This is a genomic window from Clostridium acetobutylicum ATCC 824, from assembly GCF_000008765.1.
GTDB lineage: Bacteria > Bacillota > Clostridia > Clostridiales > Clostridiaceae > Clostridium_S > Clostridium_S acetobutylicum.
On sequence record NC_003030.1, the window covers coordinates 1,264,014 to 1,281,247 of the forward strand.

Below are 17,234 nucleotides of genomic sequence, written 5' to 3' on the forward strand. Positions count from 1 at the left end.
AAGAAATATGAATTATAAAAATAAAGCCAACGTAATTCTTGGCATTGTATCAGCGTTTTTTATATTTTCCTTTATATTAAAATATTATATTGTGAATAATGCATATACAGATTTTATTTTCACAGTAATTAAAGCAGCACTTGTAGGAGGAATTGCTGATTGGTTTGCAATAACAGCAATTTATAGAAAACCACTTGGAATATCTTTTCATACAGCATTGATTCCTAGAAATAGAAAGAAAATAATAGAAGCTACTGCTGTTTTTGTGGAAAATGAATTATTAAGTAAAGAAGCTATAAAGAGCAAGATGGAGAAAAATAATATTGCCAATAAAATTTCTGAAAATATTATTAATAACAAAGATAGTATAAATATAAAAACTATAAAATTATTAAATGAATATGCTGAAAAACTTGATAGAGATAAAGTAAAGGAAAAGGTGAAAAAACTAAAAACTAAATATTTACAAGAATTTTATGATGAAAAGAGAATAAAGTGTGTACTTTCGTGTATATATAATAAAGATGGGGAAAAAATTTTAGATGATATTTTTGATTTTCTTATAAATTCAGTAAAAAAGCATGAGGTTCAAGAGTACATATATGAGGTAATGGCTAAACTTAAAGAAGAAAATACTAGAGGATTTATTGCGAGAATAGGAATATCAATTTTTGAAGCATCCGATAGTGTTAATCTAAGGGAGGCCAGCAGAATATTCCATGATGAACTTCTAAAAGGGGTTAGAAAATTAAAAAATCCTAAAGATTATTATAGGAACAAAATAAATACTGAAATTAAGTTATATTTAGATAACTTAGATTCTCAGGATAATAAATTGGAGAAATTTAAAAACTATATTTTTAAAGATGAAAACATAGAAAAGTTTGTAGATAAGATGTTTACAAAATCTAAAATAGTTTTTAAGGATTATGAAACGGAAGGATATTTTGTATCAAAGGTTTTGTTTAAGCTTTTCTCAGATGTGTTTGAGGAAGTAGTTAGCGATAATGAAAAGTTAAGTAAGCTTTGTGAAAGGGTAGAGAAGGCTGCTGTAGATATACTTGAGGAAAAGCATTATATAATAGGAAAGTTCATAAGAGATACTCTTAATGAGTTCGACGACAAGAAGTTGAATGAATTTATAGACGATAAGGTTGGAAGTGACTTACAGTGGATAAGAATAAATGGTTCTGTTGTAGGTGGATTTGTTGGCATGCTTCTTTTCGTAATTATGAAATTTATATATAATCCTTTTTTAGCACCGCAAATTAGAAACATATTTTAAAATTGAATCGGCAAGATTTCTTGCCGATTTAATATAATTATATATAATCAGAAAGTTCATTTAGGTAGTCTTTAATTTCAGATCTATTAAGATTCCCTTTTTTTAACTCTTCGTCAGACTTATTAAGAAGTTCAGAGTAAAAAGCAGCGGCTTTTCTTTTGAAACCATCCTTATCACTGCTAGAATTCATAAGTTCATAAATGCAATCGTCTGCTTTAGCATAGTTTTCTGTAATCTTAAAATACTCAAAAACTTTTTCAAGAAAATCTTCATCTAATTCGTATTGAAGTAAATTTTCAGCTTCAATATCTGACAAAGACTTATAATTTTCTATATCACATTCAAGATTTTTATCGAAAACTTCAAAGATTAAATAAAACGCTCTTTCATATCTAAAAAAAGCTTCAGATAGGTTATTGTTATCTTCATAAATCTTTCCTTCTTCAAAAAGAAGAGAGGATACAATTACAAGTTTATTTGCATCTTGGATGCCATTAGTTTTTAAAAGATTTAAAAGGTCTGAAAGTGATAATGTATTTATAAAACTAGAACTCATACCTGAGAATTTTTTTAAAGAAGCATCTATTTCAGGAAGAGCATTTTCTCCTAAGTCTTTTAATCTATGTATTTCATCTATGGAGGTTGTAAATTCCTCACTTATGAGTTTACTTAAATTTTTCTTGATCAATTAAAACACCCCATTAAAAAATTTAGACATATAAAGTTACAAACAATGTCATAATATATTGTAAAATTTAATTGTATATATTGCAACCGCATTGATTATAAAATACCTATAAGTTGTGGTATAATATAGTGAAACCTTAACAAAACTTAAGTTATATAAGAATTAAAAACACAATCACCAAGTGATTTTAATTCTTATATAACTTGTAGTTTTGTAAGGTTTCACAAAAGAGTGAAATCCCAAGGATAGACTAAGGTTAAGAATTAAAAACACAATCACCAAGTGATTTTAATTCTTATATAACTTGTAGTTTTGTAAGGTTTCACAAAAGAGTGTGACTTAATTTGAAGAAACATTGAAACTTAATTTAGGAGTGATAAAATGGAAAGACTGCTTGTGTTAGATGGTAATAGTCTTATGAATAGGGCTTTTTATGCTTTGCCTGAACTTACAAATGCTGAAGGACTCCATACAAATGGAATATATGGCTTTATGACTATGCTTATAAAAATGCGAGATGAAATAAAGCCTGATTACATAGTTACAACCTTTGATAGGAAAGCACCTACCTTTAGACATAAGGAATACGAGGATTACAAGGCAGGAAGAAAAAAAATGCCTCCTGAACTTAGTGAGCAGTTTCCTGTATTAAAAGAATTACTTGAAAAGTTAGCTATAAACATATTTGAAATAGATGGTTTTGAGGCCGATGACCTCATAGGAACATTAGCATGTTTTGCTAAAGAAAAGGGAATAGAAGTATACATAGTTACAGGGGATAAAGATGCCCTTCAGCTTGCAGATGATAATGTTAAGGTTGTTATAAATAAAAAAGGAATGACCGAAAAAGAAATATACGATAAAAATAGAATGATTGAAGAGTTTGGTGTTACTCCAGTTCAGTTTATAGATGTAAAAGGACTTATGGGAGATAATTCTGACAACATACCGGGAGTACCAGGAATAGGCCCTAAGACAGCCTTTAAGCTCATACAAGAATACGGCAGTGTAGAGAATGTTCTCGACAATATACAAAATATAAAAGGCAAAAAAATAAAAGAGAACTTAGAGAATTATGCAGAGCAAGCAGTTTTTAGTAAAAAGCTTGCAACCATAATGACTAATGTTCCTATTGAAATAGATATTGAGGAAATAAGATCTAAAGAAAGTTTTGATGTTGAGGGTGCTAGACATCTTTTAAGAAGACTTCAATTTAAGAGTATAATAGAAAAAATTCCAAGTCTTAATGTTGAAGCGGAAAAAAGTGATTTTGTTGTAGAGTATAATTTAATAGACGAATTTCCAAAATTTCATGAATTATTTTCAGCTATTAAAGATACTGAAATTTATATGTCATATTCTATAGGAAATGGAGAGCTGTATTCTAAGATTTATATTGATACAATTTTTATGAAAGTAGAAGAAAAGACATATATAGTAGATTTAAAGAAAATAATTGAGCAAAATAGAGAAGATGTTCTCAAAGATTTAAAAGAGTTCTTTGAGAATAAGAAAATAGCTAAGATAATACATGATTCTAAAAATATGTATACAGTGCTTATGAAGAATGGCATAAAAATAGAGAATCTGGCATTTGATACGGCAATAGCAGAATACCTTATAAATCCATCTAAAAAAGAGTACAATTTAAAAGACGCGGCGGAAGAGATGCTCTTATTGGATTTGACGGGAGAAGACAATGATATTAAAATAAAAGAAGTTTACGTTATGGATAAAATTTACAATAAACTTAAAGACAAAATAAAAGAATATGATATGGATGAGTTATACTATAAAGTAGAGCTTCCACTCATAGAAGTTTTATCCTCTATGGAGAGTGAAGGATTTAAGGTTGAAAAAAATAAACTTCAACAAATTGGCGATAAATTTACAGTTGAAATAGCAAAGGTTAAAGATGAAATATATAACATGGCAGGTGAGGAGTTTAATATAAGTTCTCCAAAGCAACTTGGAAAAATATTATTTGAAAAATTGGATTTACCAGTTATAAAGAAAACCAAAACGGGTTACTCCACTAATGCTGAGGTTTTGGAAAAGCTGATGGATAAGCATCCTATAATTGAAAAGGTTGTATACTATAGACAGCTTACAAAACTCTATTCAACATATGTTGAAGGACTTAAACCTGTTATAGATGTTGATGAAAAGATACATTCAAGTTTTAATCAAACTGTAACTACAACAGGTAGGCTTTCAAGTACAGAACCAAATCTTCAAAACATACCTATTAAAAATGAGATGGGAAGAGAAATAAGGAAAGTTTTTGTGCCTGAAAATGATAATTGTATAATACTTTCAGCAGACTATTCCCAAATAGAATTAAGAGTTTTAGCTCATATTGCTGATGATGAAAATTTAATTAATGCATTTAAACATCACAGTGATATCCATACAAAGACAGCTTCGGAGGTTTTTAGAGTACCTATTGAAGAGGTTACGTCTAGAATGAGAAGTAATGCAAAGGCTGTAAACTTTGGAATTGTCTATGGAATAAGTGATTTCAGTCTAGCTCAGGATATAAAGGTATCCAAGAAGGAAGCTAAAGAATACATTGATACTTATTTTGAAAGATATCCAAATGTAAAAAAATACTTGGAGGATATAGTGGTTACAGCTAAAAAGAATATGTATGTAAACACTATAATGAACAGAAGAAGAATTATTCCAGAAATAGCCTCATCAAATAAAATTGTTAAAGGCTTTGGAGAGAGACTTGCTATGAATACACCTATACAGGGAAGTGCAGCAGATCTTATAAAACTTTCAATGGTTAATGTGTATAGTAAAATAAAGCAACTAAAGCTTAAAAGTAGGCTTATACTTCAAGTGCATGATGAACTAATTTTGAATGTACATAAGGATGAACTCGAAAAAGTAAAGGAATTAGTAAAACTTGAAATGGAAGAGGTTATGGAACTTAAAGTTCCTTTGGAAGTAGATATAGAATCAGGAAATACCTGGTATGAAGCAAAATAATCTGTTTGGTGGTGGGGATAAATGTTAAAGATTGGATTGACAGGAGGAATAGGCAGCGGTAAAAGCACAATTTCGAGAATTTTTAAAGAAAGACAAATTCTTGTGGTTGATGCAGATGAGGTATCTAAAGAGGTGCTAAAAGAGCATCCTGAAATATTAACAGCTGTTAGAAATAAGTTTGGTGACAATTTCTTTGATGAAAATGGGGAATTTACAAGAAGAGAATTTGGAAACTTTATTTTTAACAGTGAGCCTCATAGAAAAGAATATGAGAACATAATAATGCCATATATAAAAAAAGACATAGTTAGAACCATGAAACTTTATGAAAGTCTTAATGAAAATGTATGTGTATTAGATGCACCAACGTTAATTGAAAATGACATTTATAAGGACATGGATATAAATATACTTGTATGGGTTGATAAAGCTACTCAGATAAAGAGAGTTCAGAAAAGAGATGGCATGTCAGAAGATGAGGTAATCATGAGAATTAACTCTCAAATGTCTTTAGAAGAAAAGAAGAAATATGTTGATTTTATTATTGATAATAGTGGCGAATTTGAAAATACAATTAAACAAATCGACAGAATAATGCAGTCTGTAAGTATAATGAAGGGAAAATAAATGAAAGCTAAAATCTTTATATTTTTTATAATAGTAATCGCTTTATTCTTAGCGTTAAATACAAGAAACATATTAAAGCACTTTTATCCAGTAAGATATGTAAGTTATATAGAGAAGTATTCTAAGGAAAACGATATTGATCCTTATTTTGTAATGGCAGTAATAAGAGTAGAGAGTAATTTTAATGCTTCAGCAAGATCTAATAAGGATGCATACGGTCTTATGCAGATAACACCAGAAACGGCAGAATGGGCAGCAGAAAAAATGGGATTGCAAAATTTCAAGGTGGACGACCTTTCTGATCCTGAAATTAATATAAAGATAGGTTGTTGGTATCTAAAGGATTTGTCGAGTGAATTTGGTGGAGATCAAACATTAATTCTTGCTGCATATAATGGGGGAAGAGGCAATGTGAAAAAGTGGCTGAATAATAAGACAAACTCTAAGGACGGAAAGACACTTCACTATATACCTTATGGTGAGACAAGTAAGTATGTTAAAAAAGTAATGATGGATTATAAAGTGTATAAAAGATTATATGATAATGATTAAAAATAGACACATGTAACTAGAGAATTCTAGGATACATGTGTCTATTTTTTATTTATATATAAAATTTATTAATGTTGTTGACAAAAATAAATTATGTAGTATAATATTCTTTGTCAGCTGTTTTGGGACTAATATGCGAGGGTGGCGGAATTGGCAGACGCGCACGTTTGTGAGGGCGACTACTCGGTGATTAGCATATTAAATGAGTTTTGTAAAATATATAATCTTGACAAAATGCAGATTATAATATAAAATAAATATTGTTTTGCGAGAGTGCTGGAATCGGCAGACAGGCACGTTTGAGGGGCGTGTGTCATTGACGTACGGGTTCAAGTCCCGTCTCTCGCACCAAAATAAATGATTTTCTGAAGTATTTGTGAAGCTCTTATTTTGAACCTACAGTTCAAACAAGGGAGTTCAATATTTAGATGAGTATATGTGCTTCATGTGAATCCTTTTACGGTATTGAATGAGATAGATGCATCTGTGAGGACACCCACCTATCGTAGAGATAGGTGTCAAAATTGGGGTAACGGTATTTTGGATTTACATTTGAATGTAGAGAGAGGTTTTAAAGACCTCTCTTTTTTTATTATACTTAATGAATATAATCACATAAAAGGAAATCATACTAACATAATGGCTTAATTTGACAATAAGTATAATTTATACTAATATATAATTAGTAAACAATAATTAAGGGGGTATTAATATTGCTAAATGTAAAACTTTGTAGTGAGAAAAAAATATCCATTATTTTAAAAAAGATATATTATATATTACATCCTGATCAAATTCCAGAAGGAGTTAATAGGATAGAATTTGCTTGGTTCTATGGGTATGATGATAAATAAAATATATAATAAGATATTAAAAAATTTTTGGCTGAATTGCAGCTTAACAGTTATTCCTTCCATATTTTTTTTGGCTATTAAAGTAATTGGTAAAAATATAGGATTAGTAAATAAACAAGATGATTTAACTTTTTTGGGTGGTATATTGTTTAGTATATTTATATTTTTTACTTTTGCGTATGGCGTTATTAAAAGCTATTGCGATTGTCATATGAATAGCAAAAAAAGTGAAACCCAAAATATACTTCAGAATGTTGCTTCTAGCACAACTTCTGTATGCAATAATAAGTTTCATAACTTAATCGAATATATAGAAAAAAGTTCACAAAAAGAAAAATTACCCAATATTATTCGTGATACAATGAAACCAGAAATACAAATAAAAGAACTATTAAAAGAATTAGAGATTTGTTTAAACTATGTAACAGGTATAGGAAGGGATAATATAGAGATAAGTATATTCCAAAAATTTGACTTTTGGAATAAATGGGAATGTAAATATTATAGGAATACGAATAGTTGTGAAATTAATAATATTGTTAGTGATGTAAGATCAACAGCAAATCAAGTTATAAATGGACAATATGATTCTTTATTTTTTCACGATAAAAGACAAGCTATAGAAAAAAATCAATATTTACCAAACGTTAAGGATCAAGCTAGTCAAAATGAAGGTTCAATAATATGCTTAGACATGTCATTGAGAAAAAACAATATTAAATATATATCTTCTGTATTAAATATATCTACATATGGAGAAAAAATAATTAGTAAGGACGATAAAGAATTAAAAAATAAAATTAAGCACTTTGTAATTGATCCATTTTTACTAAGAATAAAAATGGAGTTATGTAATGAATATATATTGGAGTTATATAACAATCAGGAATTCAGTAAAGAAAATAAGGTTATACCAATAGACAGTAAAGTAATGAACAATTAAACATAAAAGACTCTTAGATTATTATCAAGAGCCTTTTTATATTTTGAAATTAATTATATATTTATGGTAAAATATCTTAGGAATCTATAATAAATAACATCATGGAAGTGAAAATCGTATGAAACATTTATTCTCTAAAAAAATAGTATGTATGAATTGTGGTAAGTTTTTTAATTTTAAAAACGATAATGGAATTTATATTTATATATGTAGTGGTTATAAGAATTATGGATCAAAATTTTGTCCAAGGAATGTTGTACATGAGAAAGATCTTATTAGTTTAGTAAAATTACATATGAGTAAACATTTAAATAAGTCGCATAAAAAACAGATTTTATACGAAGATTTAGAAAGATTTATTAAAGAAAATATTGTAAAAATAGAAGTGGACAAAGATAATATTGAAATTTTATATTCTGATTGTACTAGAAGCTTTTGGAATAAAAAAGATTTGATTCTCTAATTTAGGTCGAAGAAAATTAAAAAAATAATCGATAGGGGAGAAGTAAATCTCCCTTTTTATATGGTAGTTTTTATTGGATTAGTTTTTGCAAAATTGTTATCTTTTGCTCTAACTGCGGTCAACAATGTGTTTATCTGAGCTAAAACTTTATCCTTAAATAAAATACATTTTGCTTGAGCAACTAATTCTGGAGTAGTTAATTTTGTGCCTAACTCGCTTGATAAAACTTGTGCTGCTGCAATAGAATACTTTGCTATAAAGTTTTCATCAATAGGTATTATTTTATTAGGGATTACCAGCGAAACTGTATCTCCATTAGTTTCGTCTTCCACAATATCTTTTCCATTAACAGTATACTTTCCTGTAAAAGAAATAGCGCTATAAGTTAAATTTAAAGGATAATCTTTTAATAGAGCCTGCTCATCTTCGGCTGTCATAGCAAGATTTCCATAAGAATCAAAAGTGGTAGTTGTTGTGAAAATATTATTTGTAACATCTTGAGTTGTATTGAAATTCATATAAGCATCTCCTTACATATTTTTATATATTACTTTTAACATCTCTATAAGCTCTCTAACATCTTGTTTTTGTATATTGTCTGAAATCTCATTTACTCCTATTTTATCTGCAAGCTTTATGTTACAAATGCTTTCAGATTGATTATCGTTTTGCTTTTTTATGCTAAATAACATTTCTGTTTGTGGACTTAAAGTAGCAGAAATACTATTTAAAATTTGTTCTCCATTCTCTGTTAAAAAATTTGAATATGATATATTTACATTCAATCTTATCACCTTCTATACAAAATATTGAATATAGAATCCTACATTTGGCTCTATTATTTTTAAACTATTTATAAAAAAATCTTCTTTTAATGTTTCAAAAGAATTTTCTAAAGCACACGTATATGAAAGGTTATTTATTCTGATAGTACACTTAGTATCTGGTACTAGCTTTATCTTTTTAGCTCTTAAACTATCTGAAGGTAAATCTGTAAATTTAGAAAAATCCAAAAGTTCTTGATTGGCTGTTGAAGTCGCCCTATAGGAATAAAAACCACTTGTTTGTATCATAAAGAACCTTCTTTCTCTTATAAAAAGAGTAAGATAAAGTCTTACTCTAAAATTATTTCGCTATTTGTCCATTACTTATAGTTCCTACTGTTGCTATTTTAGCTGTATCTATAGCCCCTGTCGTAATGTTATCCGCAGAAGTTTGAGATACTGCATTATTTATGTTTTTAATTTTCTCATTTAGAATAGTATTTTGATTTGTAAGAGTGCTTATCTGAGTATTTAAAACATTATTTTCATTAGCAGTTTGAGCTATCTTAGTCTTTAGCTCATTTACTAAACCATTAACTTCTGTGTTTTTAGAAGTTAAATCAGTTACTTGTTTTTGCAATGCAGATACTTTTTCTGCTATAAGCTTATCTACTTTTTCATTTATTTGTTGTATATCTTTATTACTAAAAACAGTATTTCTAATTTCATTTTCTACAATGGTTTTAACATCATCTGTAATAGTTACACCGCTTTCTCTTAAAAGAGCGTAAATATCATTTGTAGCAGTTTCTCTTCTTATTGAGCCAGTGGGATCACTTGCTATATTATCTAAGTTAAGAAATTTATCTTCAGCGGCATTAGCAGCAGTTAAAGCATACTCAGCTACAACTTTTGCGACATTGAAACCTGTCTTAGCATTTCCTGTACTAATATTACTACCAGCGGTAGCAAAATCATCTACCTTTTTACTTAGCATCTTTATTTCTTCTAAAATAGCCTTAACATTTACTTTCTTATATCTCAAAAAATAGGCTAAGAAAAATAAAATAACAACTCCAATAGTTACACCTGTAATTTGTAAAAATTCTTTCATTTATACATCTCTCCTTATAATAAAATTCCATGTAATTTATTGCATGGAATTATTTTCTCTATTTTTATTTATTTTGACAATAAAGTTAACCACGATTGAGAACCAAACAACCCATCTGATTTTAAACTATGAGATGATTGCCATGCTTGTACATGACTTGCGGTATCTCGTCCATATATACCATCAAACTGTATGCCCATATTATATTGAATAATACGAGTAGGTATTCTATGAATATAAGGTCTGCCGCATAAATCTTTTCCATAAATCTGTTGTATTGCATTTACACATTGTTGTCCCCAAATGCCATCTGTTTTTAGACCACAGACTTGTTGAAATACTCTAATTTGCTGTGTAGTCGCATTACCTTGTATCCCATCTACAACGAGCTTGCTAGAATATAAAACTGCATTTAATTGAGCTTGTATAGTTTTAATTCTGTTGTATGTTTGGACTTGCATGTTAGATTGTACCATCCGCGGTGCTTGTCCCGTAAAGATACTATCATTAAAATAATCTAAATCAATATCTCCAACAACGCCATTTATTCTTTCATTTTCACTATATTGCCAACTTACTATATTAGGAAATTGAGCAGGCTGTCTACCATATGAAGCTAACCATAAAGGCACATTAGTAATATTACCTTTTAGATATTCATAATAAAATGAAAGTCCACTATAAAGTCCTATTCTATAACCTTGTGATTGCACGTAACCTATAAATTTATTTGTGTAATCAATTGCTTGCCATTTAGTCCAATTAGATTCATTCTCTATATCAAGCCACAATATTGTGTCACTATGAAGCCCTTGAACTTTTGATAAAAAATGTTGTGCTTCAGCTACAGGTTGCCCTGTATTATCTGCAAAGTGATAATACCCTACTTTAAAACCATTTTGAATTATAGCATTATATCTATAATTCAACAGACTGTCATTGTGACACAAACCTTCTGTAGCTTTCTGAATGACTACAGAAACACCATTGCTTTTTAATTGCTGATAATTTGAAATATTATCATACTCATACACATCCACACCTTTATAAATTTGTGCATGAATATTTAAAGGCATAAAAATAACAGCAGATATAACTAAAACTGCTGTTAACAAAGTCACTATTCTATTTTTATTTTTCATCTAAACACCTTCTTTTTATTTTACGTGTAATTGTAATAAGTAGATAAAAAAACTTATTATTCCACCAGCTAAAATACCTATGCCCCATCTTAGCGTACTTGTAAGATTTCTTAAATCTACACATAAATTGTCTATCTTTTCCTCACTTTTAGATTTATATTGCTCGAGTTTATCTAATCTTTCTGAATGATTATTTAATCTACTCTCATGTTCGTTTACTTTTTTATCAATGTTTTGATGCTTATTTTCACAAAGTTTTGAATCATAATCTTCACTCATTTTTTAGTCCTCTTTCTTGATTTCTCCTTTTCCTTTTTTATGCATAAATGAAAGCATACCCTTCATATTTTCCGCACCATCTATGTCTATATATATTTGTGTTGTAGAAGTATCATTATGCCCTAAAAAGTCTTTTATTTGATCTATTGTAGCGCCATTTCTTTTTAGCCAAGTAGCAGCATAATGCCTAAAAGCATGAGTATAACAATCTTCTCCAATTATTTTTGAGAATTTGTTCATCCATCCATTCACTGTACTTACTTTTGCTGGATACCATTTATCCTTATGCTTAACTACAAACAAATCATCTGTATCTATTCCTAGTTGTTTTCTTTCTTCTATCCATAAATCGAAGGCATGCTTAACAATATCTTTTATTATAAATTTAACCAATGGTTTTCCTAATTTACCATGTCCTTTTGTACGAATCTTAGGAGTATGATACATTCCTTCTTCATCTAAGGAGTTTTCTGTAAAAAAGGAAACTTTAAATTGTAATATTTCTGATTTTCTTACCCCTGATGCAGCCAAACAAGCTACAAAGCAAGCTTGTTGATATTTTTTATCTTTAATAAGCATTTCAATTAACTTTTCAACTTGTTCATTTGTAAACACTGTTTTTTCTCTAGTTTCTTGCTTGGTTGGCGGCTTTATTTTAGATATGATATTCCGAAATTCAGGGTATTCATCATCTAATATGTCTTCTACAAAAGAAGACATTGAAGATAATGGTGCTCGTAAATGTTTTATTCTTGCAGGAGATAATCTTTGTGTATTAAGCAACCAATTCTGATATAGCATTATATCTTTTTTCTTTATGTCTACAAACCTTTTATTTCTAGCAAATTTCAATAACCATACTAAAAATATCTTTATGTTACTCTTATATACCCTTACAGTTTCTTTTGACTTATCTTCTGCTTCACAATATTGAATAAATTCTTCGAAAAGCTGTTTGTTTAAAGGATTTACTTTATCCCAGTTATCATTATTAACGTACCTATGTTGATTAGTTTTCCTTGGCACATTATCACCCTCTATATATTTTCTTGTAAAAAAATAAGGAAGCCATTCACAGTGCCAATAATATTGTGAACTCTTCCTTGGGACAAAGATAAGGTATTATTTAAGAATTTTTTGAATAATACCTTATCAATATTTTTTATTCTTTTTAAATTTTTATTTCTTCTATAATTCAATAACCATACAAGAAATATTTTTATATTTGTCTCATACACTCTCAAAATATCTTGTGACTTATTCTGTAATCTTAAGTAGCTTAGAAATAAGTCTAAGAATATCTTATTTCTCTTATTTATTTTTTGTAACTTTTCTTCTGTGGCATAAGGAAGACCACTTCTATTTTTTCTGATAATTTGAGTATTAGCCTTTCTCATATTCAATCATTCCTAGTACTTATTCAACCCCATTTTTAGCTGTTTGTAATAAAAAACCAAGCAAAATCATATTTTTTCTTTTGCTTGGTTTATACAGATTTTTGCTCCAATTTTTTCATCATAATTGTCTCTATTAACACAACTTGATGTCTCTGTAATCTCAAATCCATTTTTTAAAATTATCTTCATAAATTTTATAACTAGGAATATTTCCACTACATGATATATTTGGCTCTGCTTTGACTAAATTTATTTTTATATAATTATCCATCCGTATAAATCCTTCTTTCCAAATTTGTGACGATAAATTTCATGTTTTATATTTTAAAGGTAATAATAGACACTATTCATTTCATCATCTTTCGTATCCATATCACACCTATTATCATCTTGTTGCACCTCAACGGTACTGCTTTTAATTTGACTTATATTATCGTTCTGCACCAAAAAGCAACCATTTATAGCTAAACGATATAAAACATTCTTGCTTTCATTACACTTTCTTTTTATATAAAAATAACACCCTATTTGGATGCTTTTAACTCTTGAATAGAATTTTCTAAAGTAGTTACTCTAGTTTCTAAACTTTTACTTTTGGCACTTAATTCTTGTATTGCGCCAATAATATAGGGCAAAATAGAATTATAATCGGGGGCAAAAAAGTTTGTCCCATCTTCTGTTGTATATAAAATTTTAGAAAACTTTTTATTTATTTTAGATAATTGCTGTGCTATTGTACCAACTTCTATATGCTCTCCAGTTTTTATAAAATCAAATTCTTTTAAGTTTATTTGATTTATAATACTTGAACAATTTGTGGTAATTGGCTTTATATTTGTTTTGAGTCTTTCGTCACTGGCATTAAAGTTATACGCCCAGTAAGTCGTTCCGTTGTTACAGTGTACTCCTAATCCATTACTATCCTCGTTCATGATAAAGTCCATGACATTTCTAGAACTTAGAATATAGTAATCTTGGGATGTGCCATTATCTATTGTATTTCGTATCAAATGATAATTCCAACTTTTACCACCATCATCGAATCCAACTTCGAATTCAATGGCAGTTGCTGATACTCCTATACCTTTATTAGCGGAAGTGTTATTGCATATTATGTCTATAGCTGAACTAGAAACATTTACACTGTTTCCTCCCTGACCACCACTGGCAAGAGTTATTGTCCCTCCCCCTAGATAGATAAACTGTCCCGCTGCATCTAAAAAACCTTCTGCAGAGTTGTTAGAATTGTACGTAGTATTGCTTGGAGTTAAAATCAATCCATCTGCGTTGCCTTGTAAAACAGAATATCTTAATAAATCTCCTGCCCAAGTCATATTCATATCGGCAATTCTAAAAACAGAACGATTTTCTTGAGTATTATACAACTGAAAACCATTTATGTTTTGTGTAGCCTCTTGCCAAGAACCTATAGTTCCATGAAGGATTGAACCAGGTGTTGTTATTCTCCTTGCATTTAGATTATTTGTATCTATCCTGTCTGCACTTAGTACTCCTGTTGTAATTTTTCCTGCATCTAAAGAAGCTATTATTCCACTTTCTGCGGTTATAGTATTGCTGGCTATCTCATTAGCTGTAATTGATCCAGCTTGAATCTCATCTGCGGTTATACTATTTGCTTGAATACTATTTGCTTGAATACTATTTGCTACAATATCTTGACCATTTATGCCATTTCCAATTAAATTCGTACCTACGTACAAGTTATTTAGATCTCCATTTGGAGCAACAGCGAATACTTTATCTCCATTGTTTAAAATATTGACTGACTTATTTTTTACATTATTTAATATAGATACTTGACCACCAGTTGTAATTTTTATATTTGCATAATGGTTTGTACTATCTGTAGAAATAATTGTTGCTGGATAAATTTCTGTATTTTTATTTTCGGATAATCTCTTATCAATTATTTTTAGTATTACACCAGTAACAAACTTTCTTAAGTCATTTTGTGTTATTGCATTAGAATCATCAGTCATTCTATCATCTCCCCGTAGGTAATTCGTGAATATTACCACTTTCACTTGTTAAATCCTGAAAATCAGTAGTATCATTATATCTAAATCCTAATATACTCATATTTTGAGAAAGGTCTAAGGGTAAAGAAACTGATTGGATAGCATAATAATTCTTAAACGTACTTAAATTGTTATCTTCTATAGTAAAAGCTTTATTTACTGTAGCGTGAGGAAGTGGTAAACAAGTTATTTCAATAGAGTCCTGCACTCTTTTGTTTTTTTCTAACAAGTATTGAGCTTCTTTTAAACAAGCAGTATCGCTTTGTAGTTTGGAATCAGAGATGTCAAGAGTATTTATTGAATTCAAATATATATTTGAACTTGAGGTCAAATCTGTATTTTGAGCAAGTCCACTGTATGTATATCCAGATGTTGTGTCACTTCGCACGTATACTTGATTATACATCTGATCAAACCTGAACACTCTTTTTCCTGACATATAAACCCTATCTAATTTATTAAAATTCCATATAACTTCTAAGCTTTCAGTACTTGGCATATCTTCATATACCAATACTCCCATCTCATTATAATAACAATCTCTTTGAAACATGTTTCCCAAATCTTTAAGAATTTGTCCATAAGTAGAATTATTATCCCATCTTAAATCATATTGTGTTATATCTGCTAAAATAGTTTTTAATATTGGATTTTTTGAATCCTTTATTAAATTTAAAATTTTCCTTATATTATCTGTTATAGATTGATTAATACCAATTTGAAAAATACTACCTGTAACTGTCTCAGAAAGACTCCATTTATCACTTGCATTAATAGTTACTATTTTATTAGAAAGCTCAGAAGTAACTTCTGGTTCAGAATGTGCTAAACAAAATACGCCTTGAGGAAAAAAAATAGTATCTCCATTTGTATCTTGAATACCTATAGAAAATTTGAATTTTGTATTTATCCATAGGTTACCATTTGGTGTTGGTAAAAAACTACCATCATTGTTGTTTAGGTTCATAGTAAGACTTCTTCGACAACCACTTTGATTTGTTATGTTTAAAGTAGAACCCTTTAAAGGAGTTTTTATTATTTCATCATAAACTGATTCATCTTCTTGCCTTAACATTTCCAATTTTACAAGAGGAGTTTTTAAGATACCCTTTTTTATTATTTCTTCATATCTCTCATAAGACATTTGCCCCATATAAACACCCCTAACTTATCAAATCTTCAACATCAGATACTTCTTGATAATAAACTGTAACAGTTGGTATTTGCTGAGAAATACTATCATCAAATTTGTACTCAAAGCTTACACCATTAGTACTTGTTGTTACAACTTTTATAACTTTTCCATTTTTGAATTTCAGATATTTTTGTTTTTGGTTATTAATAAATTTTCTGAATTGATCAATGTAATCTGAATCCCAAGTATATTCTAATTCATCATTATCAGGATTATAATAACCTAAAATACTATTTATTGAACCGCTCAAAAAATCTCTGTTTCCAAAAATAACGGAATCATATTTTGTATAATTCTTTAAAAAAGTAACATCATTATTGTTTGTTACTTTTTCAGTAGATAAATTTAAATCTAAATGGTATGTCTCTACATCATATACATTTCCATTATCTACTGCTTCTGCGTCAATTAAAAAATAACCACAAAAGGTTGTATTAAATTTATCAAAAACTATAGGGGCAGATATCATGGAAGTACTAGCTGCATACAAAAAATACTGGACATTTTTTAATCCAGCAACTTTATAATCTATATAGCTTGTAGTATCTAAATCTAATTCAGTAACTTTATATAAACAATCTACACCTTCCTCTTTTCTGTATAAAAGCCATTTTTGAGGAGGTTCTATAATTCCTGTTATATTACTTCCATCTACAGTACCATTCATTGCAGCTAAGAATACTATGTCCCAAGTCCATTCAGGTAAAGAACAGACTGTTTCACTAATTATTTCAATATCACTTTTTACCTTTTTTGAGATGAATATACTATCTATTATATACCCTCCATAAAATTTTAACCCTGTAAAAGAATTTTTTATAGCTGATGGTGTACTTAGTAATGATGTTCTTGGAGACACACTATTACCTATTAAAAATCCATCTCCTATAGTCAA

General features: G+C 29.0%; 20 protein-coding genes, 1 tRNA gene and 1 other RNA gene. 9 read left to right on the forward strand and 13 right to left on the reverse strand.

All coding sequences use genetic code 11. The features are described 5' to 3' along the window. The first annotated feature begins 7 nt into the window (after positions 1–7). The gene (locus CA_RS05810; RefSeq protein WP_010964411.1) at positions 8–1,285 is read left to right on the forward strand and encodes a DUF445 domain-containing protein; all 1,278 of its coding nucleotides are present in this window, start codon (positions 8–10) and stop codon (positions 1,283–1,285) included. 37 nt (positions 1,286–1,322) lie between these two features. Here the strand turns inward: CA_RS05810 and CA_RS05815 are convergent, their stop codons facing one another. Next, positions 1,323–1,973 (reverse strand): DUF6483 family protein, encoded by a 651-nt coding sequence (locus CA_RS05815; protein WP_010964412.1) that lies wholly within the window; start codon positions 1,971–1,973, stop codon positions 1,323–1,325. A gap of 381 nt (positions 1,974–2,354) precedes the next feature. Here CA_RS05815 and polA point away from each other — a divergent pair, with 381 nt between their 5' ends. The 8 genes from polA to CA_RS05855 all read left to right on the forward strand — a co-directional run bounded on the left by polA (position 2,355) and on the right by CA_RS05855 (position 8,409). After that, a complete protein-coding gene (gene polA, locus CA_RS05820) occupies positions 2,355–4,970 on the forward strand; it encodes a DNA polymerase I (protein ID WP_010964413.1) in 2,616 nt (871 codons plus the stop codon). A 21-nt stretch (positions 4,971–4,991) separates the two neighbouring features. Then, a complete protein-coding gene (gene coaE, locus CA_RS05825; protein WP_010964414.1) occupies positions 4,992–5,597 on the forward strand; it encodes a dephospho-CoA kinase in 606 nt (201 codons plus the stop codon). Beyond that, positions 5,598–6,149: a lytic transglycosylase domain-containing protein gene (locus CA_RS05830; protein WP_010964415.1), complete on the forward strand. Its 552-nt coding sequence runs from the start codon at positions 5,598–5,600 to the stop codon at positions 6,147–6,149. Positions 6,150–6,416: 267 nt separating this feature from the next. Next, positions 6,417–6,500: transfer RNA gene (locus CA_RS05835), tRNA-Leu, on the forward strand. 8 nt (positions 6,501–6,508) lie between these two features. Beyond that, positions 6,509–6,700, forward strand: a non-coding RNA gene (gene ssrS, locus CA_RS05840) — 6S RNA. A gap of 162 nt (positions 6,701–6,862) precedes the next feature. Further along, on the forward strand, positions 6,863–7,003 hold the full coding sequence (locus CA_RS05845; RefSeq protein WP_158306563.1) for a hypothetical protein: 141 nt from the start codon (positions 6,863–6,865) through the stop codon (positions 7,001–7,003). Further along, entirely contained in the window at positions 6,972–7,946 is a 975-nt protein-coding gene (locus CA_RS05850; RefSeq protein ID WP_010964417.1) for a hypothetical protein, read from the forward strand. The genes CA_RS05845 and CA_RS05850 overlap by 32 nt, the downstream gene beginning before the upstream one ends. A gap of 118 nt (positions 7,947–8,064) precedes the next feature. Further along, positions 8,065–8,409: a zinc ribbon domain-containing protein gene (locus CA_RS05855; RefSeq protein ID WP_010964418.1), complete on the forward strand. Its 345-nt coding sequence runs from the start codon at positions 8,065–8,067 to the stop codon at positions 8,407–8,409. Between the two features lie 56 nt (positions 8,410–8,465). Here CA_RS05855 and CA_RS05860 read toward each other — a convergent pair whose 3' ends face one another. From CA_RS05860 to CA_RS05915, 12 genes are all read right to left on the reverse strand, one after another. Beyond that, complete coding sequence (locus CA_RS05860; protein ID WP_010964419.1) at positions 8,466–8,927, reverse strand: hypothetical protein; 462 nt, start codon at positions 8,925–8,927, stop codon at positions 8,466–8,468. A gap of 12 nt (positions 8,928–8,939) precedes the next feature. Further along, positions 8,940–9,194 (reverse strand): hypothetical protein, encoded by a 255-nt coding sequence (locus CA_RS05865; RefSeq protein WP_010964420.1) that lies wholly within the window; start codon positions 9,192–9,194, stop codon positions 8,940–8,942. Positions 9,195–9,206: 12 nt separating this feature from the next. Then, on the reverse strand, positions 9,207–9,482 hold the full coding sequence (locus CA_RS05870) for a hypothetical protein (protein ID WP_010964421.1): 276 nt from the start codon (positions 9,480–9,482) through the stop codon (positions 9,207–9,209). A gap of 52 nt (positions 9,483–9,534) precedes the next feature. After that, the gene (locus CA_RS05875; RefSeq protein ID WP_010964422.1) at positions 9,535–10,287 is read right to left on the reverse strand and encodes a hypothetical protein; all 753 of its coding nucleotides are present in this window, start codon (positions 10,285–10,287) and stop codon (positions 9,535–9,537) included. Between the two features lie 68 nt (positions 10,288–10,355). Beyond that, positions 10,356–11,408 (reverse strand): GH25 family lysozyme, encoded by a 1,053-nt coding sequence (locus CA_RS05880; protein ID WP_242663058.1) that lies wholly within the window; start codon positions 11,406–11,408, stop codon positions 10,356–10,358. A 36-nt stretch (positions 11,409–11,444) separates the two neighbouring features. Then, positions 11,445–11,708, reverse strand: coding sequence for a hemolysin XhlA family protein (locus tag CA_RS05885; RefSeq protein WP_010964424.1), 264 nt, complete (start codon positions 11,706–11,708; stop codon positions 11,445–11,447). A 3-nt stretch (positions 11,709–11,711) separates the two neighbouring features. After that, positions 11,712–12,734, reverse strand: a complete 1,023-nt coding sequence (locus tag CA_RS05890) for a tyrosine-type recombinase/integrase (RefSeq protein WP_010964425.1) — start codon at positions 12,732–12,734, stop codon at positions 11,712–11,714. 11 nt (positions 12,735–12,745) lie between these two features. Further along, positions 12,746–13,105 (reverse strand): hypothetical protein, encoded by a 360-nt coding sequence (locus tag CA_RS05895; protein WP_010964426.1) that lies wholly within the window; start codon positions 13,103–13,105, stop codon positions 12,746–12,748. Positions 13,106–13,171: 66 nt separating this feature from the next. Further along, positions 13,172–13,294: a Gp49 family protein gene (locus CA_RS05900; RefSeq protein WP_013913538.1), complete on the reverse strand. Its 123-nt coding sequence runs from the start codon at positions 13,292–13,294 to the stop codon at positions 13,172–13,174. Between the two features lie 335 nt (positions 13,295–13,629). Further along, a complete protein-coding gene (locus CA_RS05905; protein WP_010964428.1) occupies positions 13,630–15,105 on the reverse strand; it encodes a tail fiber domain-containing protein in 1,476 nt (491 codons plus the stop codon). Between the two features lie 4 nt (positions 15,106–15,109). After that, positions 15,110–16,297, reverse strand: coding sequence for a hypothetical protein (locus CA_RS05910; RefSeq protein WP_010964429.1), 1,188 nt, complete (start codon positions 16,295–16,297; stop codon positions 15,110–15,112). A 10-nt stretch (positions 16,298–16,307) separates the two neighbouring features. Continuing rightward, positions 16,308–17,234 carry a hypothetical protein gene (locus CA_RS05915; RefSeq protein WP_010964430.1) on the reverse strand — a complete coding sequence of 309 codons (927 nt, stop codon included), beginning with the start codon at positions 17,232–17,234 and terminating at the stop codon, positions 16,308–16,310.